This window comes from Cryobacterium sp. TmT2-59 (genome assembly GCF_004403545.1).
Classification (GTDB): domain Bacteria; phylum Actinomycetota; class Actinomycetes; order Actinomycetales; family Microbacteriaceae; genus Cryobacterium; species Cryobacterium shii.
On the sequence record NZ_SOGM01000086.1, the window covers coordinates 56958 to 69951 of the forward strand.

11 protein-coding genes are annotated in these 12994 nt (G+C 69.9%); 6 read left to right on the top strand and 5 right to left on the bottom strand.

Features of this window, described 5'->3' with window-relative positions; translation table 11 throughout:
* Positions 1–17: 17 nt before the first annotated feature.
* From E3T24_RS13250 to E3T24_RS13260, 3 genes are read right to left on the bottom strand one after another with little or no spacing between them, the layout of a single operon-like run.
* On the bottom strand, positions 18–947 hold the full coding sequence (locus E3T24_RS13250) for an NAD-dependent epimerase/dehydratase family protein (RefSeq protein WP_134365413.1): 930 nt from the start codon (positions 945–947) through the stop codon (positions 18–20).
* A 26-nt stretch (positions 948–973) separates the two neighbouring features.
* Positions 974–1402, bottom strand: coding sequence for a hypothetical protein (locus E3T24_RS13255; protein WP_134365414.1), 429 nt, complete (start codon positions 1400–1402; stop codon positions 974–976).
* Positions 1399–2772, bottom strand: a complete 1374-nt coding sequence (locus E3T24_RS13260) for a serine/threonine-protein kinase (RefSeq protein WP_347232661.1) — start codon at positions 2770–2772, stop codon at positions 1399–1401. Before E3T24_RS13260 ends, E3T24_RS13255 begins: the two co-directional genes overlap by 4 nt.
* Positions 2773–2886: 114 nt before the next feature.
* Here E3T24_RS13260 and E3T24_RS13265 point away from each other — a divergent pair, with 114 nt between their 5' ends.
* The 4 genes from E3T24_RS13265 to E3T24_RS17685 all read left to right on the top strand — a co-directional run bounded on the left by E3T24_RS13265 (position 2887) and on the right by E3T24_RS17685 (position 6964).
* Positions 2887–4266, top strand: coding sequence for a site-2 protease family protein (locus E3T24_RS13265; RefSeq protein ID WP_198415950.1), 1380 nt, complete (start codon positions 2887–2889; stop codon positions 4264–4266).
* A 257-nt stretch (positions 4267–4523) separates the two neighbouring features.
* Positions 4524–5777: a sensor histidine kinase gene (locus tag E3T24_RS13270; protein WP_134402475.1), complete on the top strand. Its 1254-nt coding sequence runs from the start codon at positions 4524–4526 to the stop codon at positions 5775–5777.
* Entirely contained in the window at positions 5774–6433 is a 660-nt protein-coding gene (locus E3T24_RS13275; protein WP_134365417.1) for a response regulator transcription factor, read from the top strand. Before E3T24_RS13270 ends, E3T24_RS13275 begins: the two co-directional genes overlap by 4 nt.
* 177 nt (positions 6434–6610) lie before the next feature.
* Positions 6611–6964, top strand: a complete 354-nt coding sequence (locus E3T24_RS17685; RefSeq protein ID WP_198416890.1) for a hypothetical protein — start codon at positions 6611–6613, stop codon at positions 6962–6964.
* Positions 6965–7305: 341 nt separating this feature from the next.
* On the opposite strand, the gene E3T24_RS13285 is transcribed toward E3T24_RS17685, so the two are convergent.
* On the bottom strand, positions 7306–8490 hold the full coding sequence (locus E3T24_RS13285) for an acetyl-CoA C-acetyltransferase (RefSeq protein ID WP_134365418.1): 1185 nt from the start codon (positions 8488–8490) through the stop codon (positions 7306–7308).
* 203 nt (positions 8491–8693) lie between these two features.
* On the opposite strand from E3T24_RS13285, the gene ispG reads away from it, so the two are divergent.
* Positions 8694–9854, top strand: coding sequence for a flavodoxin-dependent (E)-4-hydroxy-3-methylbut-2-enyl-diphosphate synthase (gene ispG, locus E3T24_RS13290; protein WP_174235675.1), 1161 nt, complete (start codon positions 8694–8696; stop codon positions 9852–9854).
* 284 nt (positions 9855–10138) lie between these two features.
* Entirely contained in the window at positions 10139–11902 is a 1764-nt protein-coding gene (locus tag E3T24_RS13295; protein ID WP_174776557.1) for a proline--tRNA ligase, read from the top strand.
* 171 nt (positions 11903–12073) lie between these two features.
* Here E3T24_RS13295 and E3T24_RS13300 read toward each other — a convergent pair whose 3' ends face one another.
* Positions 12074–12901 (bottom strand): DUF1206 domain-containing protein, encoded by an 828-nt coding sequence (locus E3T24_RS13300; RefSeq protein ID WP_134365419.1) that lies wholly within the window; start codon positions 12899–12901, stop codon positions 12074–12076.
* Positions 12902–12994 lie beyond the last annotated feature (93 nt).

Consider the following 12994-nt stretch of genomic DNA (forward strand, 5'->3'; position numbering starts at 1 on the left):
GTGACGGATGCCGCGGCTCAGGTCGCGGCGCCGGGCCGCCGGTAGCTCTCCGCGGTCGTGCGAAGTGCCTGCGCCCACGGGGTCGCGGAGACGCCCAGTTCGCGCTCGGTCTCGGTGGAATCGATCAGATAGGGCACCAGGAACTGGTAGCTCGAGGCCCAGATCTCGCGCATCATCGGGTTCATCGCACCGAGGGAGCGCAGCAGCAACTGGGGGTAGCCGCGCACCCGGCCCCGACTGCCGTAGCGGCGGTTCAGCTGGTCGGCGATCTCGGAGCGGCTGATCGCGGCGCTCGGCACATGCCAGAGCCGGCCCCAGTCGCCCGCACGGTCGGACGCGGCCACCAGGGTGGTCACGATGTCCGGCAGGTAGCTCCAGCTGTGCACCAGGCCTGGCAGGCCGACGACCCTCGCCGTTTTCGAGCCCAGGATCGCCGTGAAGAACCGGTCTCCGAGATGGGCCGTGCCGACGACATCCGGGCCGAAGTAGTCGCTCGCGCGCACCTCGACGGCCTTGATCTCGCCTCGTTCGTGGGCTTCGCGTACGAGCCGCCAGCCCTCACGGCGCACCACACCCTTCGTCTCGGTCGTGGTCTCGGGGGAATGCTCGGTCATCGGCCCGTCGGGCAGGCCGTACGGGTAGAGGTTGCCCATCACGACCAGGGCAGCCCCGGACGCCGTCGCCGCCTTGATCGCCGCATCTATCACCGGCGGCCACTGGCTGGGCCAGTCGGTGTAGCGGGGATTGGTGCAGAGGAAGATGGTCGAGGCCCCCGCGGCGGCCCGGCTGAAGGCCGTGGGATCACCGGCATTGAGCACGACCGACTCGGCTCCGGCGGCCGCTGCCCCCGACCGGGTGGCGATGGAGACCTGGTCCCCGCGCGCGGCAAGCCGTTCGGCGAGCGGGCGGCCGATCATACCGGCGCCGACTACGAGCTGCTGGGGCATGGGACCTCCTGGATTCGCCGCCGACGCTAGTCGTCGCAGTTGTCGTCCTTCTTCTTACACGTGTCTTTCCCGTTGTCCTTCCCCGTGTCCTGTCCGGGGTCGGCGGTGGCGGCCGGCGCGGGAGCCACGGTCGGCTCCGGCTTGCTGGCGATGATCGCCGCATCGAGGTCGGCCGAGACGACGTTGAGGGCGGATTGCACCTGCGCCGAACGCTCGGCGGTGACCTGGCCGGCCGCGGCTGCGGTCAGCAGGTCGGCCTGCACCGCGACGAGTGCGGATTTGGCGCCTTCGAAGTCACCGGCTGCGGCGTCGGTGCTCACTTCCTGCACGCCGGACTGCAGCTTTCCGGCGATTGCCGGGTCCAGCGCCGGGGGCGTGTTCGAGCATCCGGTCAGGGTGGCGGCGACCAGGAACACCGTGGCCAGGGCGAGGGTCAAGCGGGGGCCGTGCGTCATGGCGTCAGGCTTTCCTGGAGCTGCTGGAGGTGGGTGCCGAGTGGCCCGTCGACGGCCGGGTAGCTGGCCGGTGGCTCGCTGGGTTCGGCCGCACGGGGGGAGAAGACCACGACGGCGAGCAGGATGGCCGCGGCTGCCACGACGACCCCGATCACCAGTCTGCGCCTGCTGCGGGGCAGGGCGGGGGAGGGTGCGTCACCGCGGGGGTGCGCTGCGGTGAGGAACTCGGTGGGCTCATCCCGGCCCGGGGCCGGCATGACCTTCGTGGCGGCGAAGACCAGAGTCGGGTCGGGAGCCTCGGCCGCGAACACCCTGGTCGGATCGAGGCGTTCCGTGCTCTCGAGGCGTTCCGTGCTCTCGAGGCGTTCCGTGGCGCCGAGGAGCTCGGTGGGGTCGTTGGCGCCTTCGGCCGCGAGGACCATGGTGGGGTCGAGCGTCTCCGGCGTCGGCAGAATTTCCGTGGCGGCCGTGATTCCGTTGGCCCCCATGACCTCGGTGAGGGCCGTCGCATCCGTCTGGGCCTCTGCGGTGGCCAGGCGGCGCAACTGCACGGCCGCGTCCTCCGAGCTCAGCCGGTCGGCGGGATCCCGGCTCGTCATTCCGCCCAGGACCTCGGCCCAGGCCAGGCCCAGCTCGGCCGGGATTTCGGGCTGGCGCTGCAGCCGGGCCATCGCCGATTCGATCGCGGTTCCGGTGAAGGCGCGCTCACCGGTCAGGCATTCGAGCAGCACGAGGCCCAGCGAGTAGACGTCGCTGGGCGGCCCGATCGTCGTTCCGAGCGCCTGCTCGGGGCTGAGGTAGCCGGCGGTACCCAGCAGCGACCCGGTCGCCGTGAGCCGGGTCGCGTCGAAGAGGCGGGCGATGCCGAAGTCGGCGAGTTTGGCGTGCATGGCCCGGCCGGGGAACCCCGAGGGCGCCAGCAGCACGTTCGCCGGTTTGATGTCACGGTGGATGATTCCGCGCGCATGCACGTAGTGCAGCGCCTCGGCCAGGTCGGCGCCCATCGCGGCGACCTCGTCCGGGTGCAGGGGCCCGGAGGCGATCCGGCTGCGCAGATCGGTGCCGTCGACGAGTTCCATCACGATGAACGTGCGTGAGACGCCGTCGATCACGGCCGTGCCGGCATCGAAGAGGGTCACCAGCGCGAAGTGGTTGAGGCTCGCGAGCACGGTGACCTCGCCGCTCTGGCGTTCGGGACCGGCGTCGTCGGCCGCGTCCAGCCGGAACAGCTTCACGGCCACGGTGCGTCCCAAGTACAGGTCGGTGGCGCGGTAGACGGCCGCCATCCCCCCGGTGCCGAGGAGGGCGTCGATGCGAAAGCGGTCGGCCAGGCTGACGCCAATGGGACCGACGGTGTGTTGCGTGGACAGAGGGGACCTCCCGGTGGATCCGCGCAGTGAGAGGGATCCGTTGGGTCAAGCAAACCACACCTCTCAGGGGGAACGGCCAGCGCCCTCGCAGGATGGTGTGGGTAATCTACGACTGTGGAAACCGTGCTGCTGTACATATTGGGCGTCGTCGTCGTCGTGATCGGCCTTGCCCTGTCCATCGGCCTGCACGAGATCGGCCACCTGCTCCCGGCCAAAGCCTTCGGGGTCAAGGTCACCCAATACATGATCGGCTTCGGTCCCACGCTCTGGTCCCGCCGCAAGGGCGAGACCGAATACGGGGTGAAAGCCGTGCCGCTCGGCGGGTACATAGCGATGATCGGCATGTTCCCGCCGGCCAAAAAGGGCGGCAAGGTGCAGGCATCCAGCACCGGCTTCTTCAAACAGCTGGTCCAGGAGGGCGCGCCCGAGAAGAAGCAGAGCGCCCTGTCGACCATGGTCGACGATGCCCGCCAGTCCAGCGCCGATACCATCGGCGAGGGCGAGGACCACCGCGCGTTCTACCGCCTGCCCGTCTTCAAACGCGTCATCATCATGCTCGGCGGCCCCACGATGAACCTGCTGATCGCGGTCGTGCTGTTCGCGATCCTGCTCATGGGCTTCGGCACGGCGCAGGCGAGCACCACCGTCGGCAGCGTGTCCCAGTGCGTGCTGCCGGCCACGAGCACCCGCCAGGCCTGCGAACCGACCGACGAGAAGGCCCCCGGCGCCGCGGCCGGCCTCCAGCCCGGCGACCGGCTCGTCAGCATCGACGGCGCCGCCATCACGAGCTGGGACCAGTCGACCGCGATCATCCGTGAGTCGCCCGGCACCCCCCTCACCGTCATCGTCGAGCGAGACGGTTCCCCGCTGAACCTCACCATCACCCCGAAACTCACCGAGCGGTACGTGACGGATGCCGCCGGCAAGGTCGAGAAGGATTCCGCCGGCAAGGCGGTCACCCAGGAGGTCGGCTTCGTCGGGATCGGCCCCGCCGGCGAACTCGTGCAGCAGCCGGCGACCGCCGTGCTGCCGGCGGTGGGCGACAACATCGGCGCCGTCGTGCACATGATCGCCAACCTGCCCCAGCGCATGGTCGATATCGCAAACGCCGCCTTCGGACCGGGGGAGCGCGACCCCAACGGCCCGATCAGCGTGGTCGGCGTCGGCCGCGTCGCCGGCGAGATCGCCAGCATCGACACGATCCCGGTGGCCAGCAAGATCGCCAGCCTGCTGGGTCTTCTGGCCTCCCTCAACGTGGCCCTGTTCGTGTTCAACCTGATCCCGCTGATGCCGCTGGACGGTGGGCACGTGGCCGGCGCGCTCTGGGAGGGCCTGCGTCGCTGGGTCGCCCGGCTGTTCAAGCGCCCCGACCCGGGCCCCGTCGACACTGCCCGGCTGATGCCGCTGACGTTCGCGGTCGTGATCGTGCTCGGCGGCATGAGCCTGCTCCTCATCTACGCCGACATCGTCAAGCCCATCAACCTCTTCGGCTGACCCGCCTGACCCGCTCGCTCCGAGGTGCGGTGAACCAATTCGACGGAGATTTTGCCCTAAAAGCGGTATTTCGGCGTTTTCGGGCCGTTTCGGGCAACATCTCCGTCGAATTGGTTAGGGGCGCGGGGGCGCAGAGAGCAGGGCGCGAGCAGCGGGCCGCAGGGCCCCGGACGCTATAGCGGCCTACTCCCGGCGGAGTACGCCGGCCGGGCCCGTCGGCGGACGAAGCAGGGGCGCTCCGGAACTACGATCGGAAGATGCAGCACTGGGATTCCGACGCTCCGTGGTACGACGACGATCGGGGTCGCGCCGGCGGCGACGAAACCCGGGTTCCGATCATCGGCAGGGTGTGGATCCCTGTCGTCATCTCCTTCCTGGTGCAGGTGCCCACGGTCGCCATCCTCGCTCTCCGCGGGTCGGCGTCAGAGCCCGGACACCCCGGGCGGCGTTTCCCCGGCGCGGAGCCCCACCTCCCGGACGACTGGTTCCTTGCCGTGGGCCTCGCGCTGATCGGCCCACTGGCCCTGATCGGCGCCCGCCGTTTTCCCGGCCCGGTCGCGGCCGTCGCCGCCGCGGCCGGAGGAGCGCTGGTGTTGGTGCGTCCTGACATCGGGCTGCCCTACGTGGCGCTGGCCTTCGCGGTCGTGCTCGGCATCCTTCGCGGCGCCCGGGTCTGGGTGTACTCCTCGGTCGCCGCCGTCTGGGTGGCCACCATCGGGCTCGCCGGGATTCTCGATTTCCCGCTGCAGCCGGCCCGGATCGCGTTCACGACGCTCGTGCTGGCCGCGCTGATGGGATTGGGTGAGTGGCTGCGCTCCCGCCGCGACCGGATCAGCACCCTGCGCCGCACCGCGGTCGCGCGGCGGCAAACGGCCGAGCAGCGCGAGCGGGTTCGGATCGCCCGGGAACTGCACGACGTGCTCGCGCACTCGCTCTCCCAGATCAACGTGCAGGCCGGGGTCGCCCTGCACCTGCTCGACAGCCAGCCGGACCGGGCCGCCGAGTCGCTGGCCAGCATCAAGGCCACGAGCAAGAACGCCCTCGACGAGGTGCGCACGGTGCTCGGCATCATTCGGTCCGACGTCTCGGAGGAGAACTCCGCGCCCCTTGCTCCCGAACCGGACCTCGACCGGTTGCCCGCGCTGATCGAGTCCTTCCGCAACCAGGGGATGCGCGTGGAGCTGGCCGGCGAGCTCGGCCCCGTCGCCGAGGCGGCCGGCGCGGCCACCCAGCTGGCCCTGTACCGGATCTGCCAGGAGGCGCTCACAAATGTGTTGCGGCACGCGCCGACGCGCTCCGCGGCCGTGCGCCTGGCCGTGGACGGCGGCGACGCCGTGCTGACGGTGACGGATGGCGACGGCCTCGGGCAGGCCGACGCCCCGATCACCCCCGGCGGCGGCCTGCTCGGAATGCGCGAGCGCGCCGAACTGCTCGGCGGCACCCTGCGGGTCTCGCCCTCGGGCGATGGGTTCGAGGTCGAGGCGCGCCTTCCGCTGGGGAGGACCCGGTGATCCGGGTCGTCATCGCCGACGACCAGCAGTTGATCCGGGCGGGATTCCGGGCCCTGCTCGAGTCCGAACCCGACCTCGAGGTGGTGGCCGAGGCGGCGACCGGTCCCGAGGCGGTCGAGCAGGTCACCCGGCACCGGCCCGACGTGGTGCTGATGGACATCCGGATGCCCGGCGGTGACGGCCTGTGGGCCACCGAACGCATCACCGAGAACCCTGCTCTCGCCGCCACGCACATCGTGATCGTCACCACCTTCGAGCTGGACGAGTACGTGGCCCAGGCCATCCGCGCCGGGGCCAGCGGCTTCCTGGTCAAGGACACCGAGCCGACCGAGCTGATCCGCGCTGTGCGTGTCGCCGCGGCCGGGGACGCGCTGCTCTCGCCCGGCGTGACCCGCCGGCTGCTGGAACGCCTGGGGCCGGACCTCCGCGACCCGCACGACGAGACGCTGCTCGCGAGGCTGACCGGTCGCGAACGAGAGGTGCTCGGGCTGGTCGGCCGCGGCCTGACCAACACCGAGATCGGGCCGCGGCTCTTCCTCAGCCCGCTCACCGCGAAGACGCACGTGTCGCGCATCATGAGCAAACTCGCGGCCCGCGACCGGGTGCAGCTCGTGATCATCGCGTACGAGGCGGGGCTGGTGGGCTCGGGTCAGTAGGCGGTTCCGGCGGGCCGGTCAACGGATGCGCACACCCCCGGGTGGACGCGAAGTGCCTCCGCCCGGCGGATTCGCGTCAGCCCGGCCACGGCGACACTGGGGTATCGGTCTCGTCGGACTCCCGGCGGACCGCCACCGAATCGCCACAGAACCGAATCGCCACAGAATGGACTCCTCATGCTCTCCACTGCAGTGCTCACCGCGCTTGCCGCCCAGCCCGGCTACGGCGGGGGTCCCGGCCACAGCGGCGGGATGATCTGGTTGCTTGTCCTGCTTCCGCTGTTCGGGCTCCTCCTGCTGGGGCTCCTGTTCGCCCTGTTCGGACGTCGCTGGCGCCGGGGAATGGCCAGCCCCGCCGGTTCCGGCTACGGCGCCCGTCCTGGCTGGCCGGTCGCCGGCGACACCAGCAGCGCCGAGAAGACCCTGGCCGAACGGTTCGCGCAGGGTGACATCGACGAGGTCGAGTACCGGGCGCGCCTCGAGGTGCTCCGGGCCAACCGCCCGGACGCCCCGGTCGCTCCGCCCCAGTAGCCCCGCCCCACGGTCCCCGCCCGCGCAGATCGCCAAGGGTTACCTTTCCGGTCGAGAGTGCCCGTTCCGCCGGGAACTCTCGACCGGAACGGGCACTCTGAGTTACCGTCTCGCGCCAGGGCGCCTGCTGGGCTGGGGCCCGGCGTCGTGCGGGCCCGGCGTTGAACCAATTCGACGGAGATACTGCTCTAAAAACAGAATTTCGGGCCGTTTTGGCCCGATTTCGGCAGAATCTCCGTCGAATGCGTTCGCGGGAGCCGCGCCAGCAAACCAGCAAACCAGCAGACGAGCCGACGAGCAGACGAGCCGACGCGCAGGCCCGCCGACCGGCAGAAGGGGCGCTAGCGGGACAGCAGCAGCGCGTCGCCCTGGCCGCCGCCGCCACAGAGCGCGACGGCCGCCTTGCCGCTGCCGCGACGGGCGAGTTCGAGTGCCGCGTGCAGGGCCAGCCGGCCCCCGGACGCCCCGATCGGGTGGCCGATCGCGATGGCGCCGCCGTGGATGTTGACGCGGTCGGCTGAGATACCGAGCTCCCGGGTGGACTCGAGCGCCACCGCGGCGAATGCCTCGTTGATCTCGACCAGGTCGAGGTCCCCGGCCGCCCAGCCCTGCCGGTCGAGTGCGTGCATGATCGCATTCGCGGGCTGCGAGTGCAGCGAGTTGTCCGGCCCGGCGACCTGACCGGATGCCTCCACGACGGCCAGCCAGCTCAGCCCGTGGTCCTCAGCCCAGCGGCGGCTGCTCAGCACCACGGCGCTCGCCCCGTCACTGAGCGGCGACGAGTTGCCGGCGGTGACGGTGCCGTCCGCGGCGAAGGCCGGGCGCAGGCGCCCCAGCGACTCCGGAGTGCTGTTGCCCCGCACGCCCTCGTCGGTGGAGACCAGAAGCGGCTCACCCTTGCGCTGCGGAACGCTGATCGGCGTGATCTCGCCGTCGAGCAGGCCGGCCTCGGCGGCCGCGGCTGCGCGTTGGTGTGAGGCGGCCGCGATGGCGTCCTGGTCGGCGCGCCCGATGCCGAGGGTGGTGTTGACGTGTTCGGTGGAGAGCCCCATCGACAAACCGTCGAAGGCATCCGTGAGCCCGTCGTGCGCGGCGTGGTCCAGCACGGTGACGCTGCCGAACGGCCAGCCCTGGCGCGAGCCGGGCAGCAGGTGCGGGGCCCGAGACATGGATTCCTGCCCGCCGGCCACGACGACATCCGCTTCGTTCAGACGGATGAGCCGGGCCGCGTCGATGATCGCCGCCAGCCCGGAGAGGCAGACCTTGTTCACCGTCATCGCCGGCACGTTCCAGGGGATGCCGGCACCGATGGAACTCTGCCTGGCCGGGTTCTGGCCGCAGCCAGCCTGGAGCACCTGGCCCATCAGTACGGCGTCGACCTCGTCGGCGGCCACGCCGGCGCGCGCGAGGGCTCCGACGATGGCGGCGGTCCCCAGCTGCACGGCGGTCAGGGCGGACAGCTGGCCGTTGACGCGGCCCTGGGGCGTGCGCGAGCCCGCGAGGATGACCACTTCGATGTCGCTCATGATGACTCCTTTGTCTTCGTGTTCTCTGATCGTGTTCCGGCTTGCCGCCGGCCTGGTGTTCGTCGTCTCTCCTGACAGTATCGCCGACGTTCGGGCGAGAGGCGGGACCCGGCCGGGACATGGCGCGGGCACGGACGACGCTGGTCAGAGGGGAGAAATCCTCAGCCCCGGAAAGAACCAGCCGGCTCATCTAGAATGTTGCCGTGGCTGCAATCAACCTGGGAATGCCCAAAGTACCTGAAGTACTCGCTCCGCGTCGCAAGTCGCGTCAGATCAAGGTCGGCAAGGTGCTCGTCGGCGGTGACGCCCGCGTCAGCGTGCAGTCGATGACGACGACGCCGACGACCGACATCAACGGCACCCTCCAGCAGATCGCCGAATTGACGGCATCAGGATGCGACATCGTGCGCGTCGCGGTGCCGAGCCGGGACGATGCCGAGGCCCTGCCGATCATCGCCAAGAAGAGCCAGATCCCGGTGATCGCCGACATTCATTTCCAGCCGAGCTACGTGTTCGCGGCGATCGACGCCGGCTGCGCCGCCGTGCGGGTCAACCCCGGCAACATCCGCAAGTTCGACGACCAGGTGGGCAAGATCGCCGCCGCGGCCAAAGCCGCCGGCGTTTCCCTCCGGATCGGCGTCAACGCGGGCTCGCTCGAGCCGAGCCTGCTGCAGAAGTACGGCAAGGCCACCCCGGAGGCTCTCGTCGAGAGCGCGGTCTGGGAAGCGAGCCTGTTCGAGGAGCACGACTTCCACGACTTCAAGATCTCCGTCAAGCACAACGACCCGGTGATCATGGTCAAGGCCTACCGACTGCTCGCGGAACGCGGCGACTGGCCCCTGCACCTCGGCGTCACCGAGGCCGGACCGTCGTTCCAGGGCACCATCAAGAGCGCCACGGCGTTCGGGATCCTGCTCGGAGAGGGCATCGGAGACACCATCCGGGTGTCGCTGAGCGCGCCTCCGGCCGAGGAGATCAAGGTGGGCCTGCAGATCCTGCAGTCACTGAACCTGCGTGAGCGCAAGCTTGAGATCGTGTCCTGCCCGAGCTGCGGCCGCGCCCAGGTCGACGTGTACAAGCTTGCCAACGACGTCACCGATGGTCTGGAGGGCATGACCGTGCCCCTGCGCGTCGCGGTGATGGGCTGTGTCGTGAACGGACCGGGCGAGGCTCGGGACGCCGACCTCGGTGTCGCGTCCGGCAACGGCAAGGGCCAGATCTTCGTGCGCGGCGAGGTCATCAAGACCGTGCCGGAGTCCGAGATCGTGGCGACCCTGATCGAGGAGGCCAATCGGATGGCCGCCGAGATGCCGCCGAGCGAGGACTCCCTCGGCGCTCCGGTCGTGACGGTCGGCGCCAACTAGCCGAGCTCATCAGCGCAGCACCGTGCCGGCGGCGAACCAATTCGACGGAGATTTTGCGGTAAAACTGCTGTTTCGCAGGGTTCAGGGCCGATTTCGGCAGAATCTCCGTCGAATTCGTTCGGGACGGAACTGCTGCAGGGACGCTGGCTCAGTCGTCACCGGGTCCACCACGGGCATCCGTCGCCCTCGATGTTTGGATCCGCCCGCCGGCCCGATGCCGGCCAGTCAGCCAGCCCGCCCGCCGCCCGTCGGTCGGGCCGGCCAGCGCGCCGTAAAGTAGGTGCGTGCCTATTCGTATGTCCAACTACTTCCTCCGTACCCTCCGCGAAGACCCGTCGGATGCCGAGGTCGCCAGCCACCGCCTGCTCGTGCGTGCCGGTTACATCCGCCGTCAGGCCCCGGGAATCTTCGCATGGCTGCCGATCGGCCTGCGCGTCAAGGCGAAGATCGAGACGATCGTGCGCGAGGAGATGGCCGCCGCCGGCGCCTTCGAGGTGCATTTCCCGGCTCTGCTGCCGCGCGAGCCCTACGAGATCACGGGCCGCTGGGACGAGTACGGCGACGGCCTGTTCCGGCTCCAGGATCGCAAGGGCAGCGACATGCTCCTCGCGCCCACCCACGAAGAGGTCTTCACCCTGCTCGTGAAAGACCTGTACAGCTCCTACAAGGACCTGCCCCTGTCGATCTTCCAGATCCAGGACAAGTACCGCGACGAGGCCCGGTCCCGCGGCGGTCTGCTGCGCGGGCGCGAATTCACCATGAAGGATGCCTATTCCTTCGACTACACGGATGCCGGCCTCGACGCCAGCTACCAGGCCCAGCGCGACGCCTACGAGCGCATCTTCACCCGGCTGGGCCTTGAGTACGTCATCGTGCAGGCGGACGCCGGCGCGATGGGAGGCTCCAAGAGCGAGGAATTCCTGCACCCGACGCCGGTCGGCGAGGACACCTTCGTGCGTTCCGCCGGCGGCTACGCGGCCAACATCGAGGCGTTCAAGACGGTCGTTCCGCCCGCCATCGACTGGGCCGGCTTCCCGGCCGCCGAGGTGTTCGACACCCCGGACACCCCCACCATCCAGACCCTGGTCGACCGCGCCAATGATGATCACCCCCGTCCCGACGGCCGCGCCTGGACCGGCGCGGACACCCTCAAGAACGTCGTCCTCGCGCTGATTCAGCCCGACGGCTGCCGTGAGCTCCTCGTGATCGGTCTCCCCGGAGACCGTGAGGTGGACCTCAAGCGCGTCGAGGTCGCCGTCGCCCCCGCCGAGGTGGAGGCCGCGAACGAAACCGACTTCGCCAAGTTCCCCGGGCTGGTCAAGGGCTACATCGGACCCTGGTCCGCGAACGGGGCGGTGCTCGGCGAGAAGTCGGCCACCGGTATCCGTTTCGTGGTCGACCCCCGCGTCGTCGAGGGCACCGAGTGGATCACCGGCGCCAACGAGGCCGGGCGCCACGTCTTCGGGCTCGTCGCCGGACGGGACTTCGCCGTCGACGGCACGATCGAGGCCGCAGAGGTGCGCGCCGGAGACCCCGCACCCGACGGCTCCGGCCCGGTGGAACTCGCCCGCGGCATGGAGATCGGGCACGTCTTCCAGCTCGGCCGCAAGTACGCGGAGGCGCTCGGACTCAAGGTTCTGGACGAGAACGGCAAGCTGGTCACGGTCACGATGGGCTCCTACGGCATCGGCGTCACCCGCATTCTCGCGACCATCGCCGAGCTGAACAACGATCCCAAGGGCCTGATCTGGCCCGCGACCGTGGCGCCCTTCGACGTTCACGTGATCGCCACCGGCCGGGACGAGGTCGTCTTCGAGACCTCGCAGACCGTCGTCGCTGCGATCGAGGCCACCGGCCGTGAGGTTCTCTACGACGATCGCCGCAAGGTGTCGCCCGGGGTCAAGTTCGGCGACGCCGAGCTGATCGGCATCCCGCAGATCGTCATCGTCGGCCGCGGGGCAGCCGACGGCATCGTCGAACTCTGGGACCGCCGCACGGGGGACCGCACCCAGGTGGCCGTCGACGACGTCACCGCCAGCTTCAGCTGAGGCGCTGCAGCCTCTCACGCTAACGAATTCGACGGAGATTTTGGCCGCATTGGCCTAAAACGCCCTGGAAAACCGCAATTAGCGGTGAATCTCCGTCGAATTGGTTCACGGCCGGCCTCTTTCCCGGACGGTGATGTCCGTCGTTCGAGGTGCGTTGTCGTTCGATGTGCGTCAGAGGCGGGCGAGCCGGGACCGGGCGAAGCAGTACAAGCCGTAGGCGATCAGGCCCGCGCCGACCACCACCAGGATCGCGACCCCGAACGGCAGGGCGACGAGTGCCTTCAGCGCGCCGTCCATGCCGGTGGCCTTGTCGGGGTTGTGCGTGAACGCCGCGACCGCGAAGAGGACGCCGACGGTGCCGAGCGCGATGCCCTCAGCGCTGTAGCCCACGGTGCCGAGTGCCACCACCGCCGTGCCGGCCGCCCCGCGGGGCACCGTGATGCTCTCGGTGAACTTGTGGCTGGCGCCGCGCACGACGAAGACGGCCCCGATGCCGAGCACGACCAGACCGCCGATGAACAGCAGGATGACCCCGCCCGGGAGCCCGAGCAGGGTCGCCGTGGAATCCCGGGCGGTTTCGGACGAACTCGCCGAGGCGCCGCGCGCGAACGTGAGCGCCGTGGCCGCGATCAGGAGGAAGACGGCGCCCTTGCCGATCAGGACGGCGCGTTTGGCCCACTTGCGCTTGGGGTCGCGCGCGGGTTCGACGAAGGCCTGAACCAGATACCAGAGACCGAGCGCGGCCAGGCCGATCACCACCGTCCACAGCAGGAACACGCCGCCCGGGGTGCGTGCGAGCTGACCGAGCGCGCCCGACTGGTCTGCCGAACCGCCGCCCGCGCCCGCGCCGGTCGCCACGCTGATCGCGATCGAGCCGATCATCACGTGCAGCAGGCCGTTCACCGCGTAGCCGGCGCGGGCCAGCAGCTGGAACGTTCGGCTGCCTTCGACGGTTCGGGCTGCATCCTGGGCATTGTCAGAAACGGATTCGGGTGTCATCCGGCCAGCGTAGCGTCGAGTCTATTGCCGGGGCAGGGTCAGTTTCCGTGCCTGGCGTCCCCGGTCCGGGTGACGGGGACCCGAGGAGTCGGG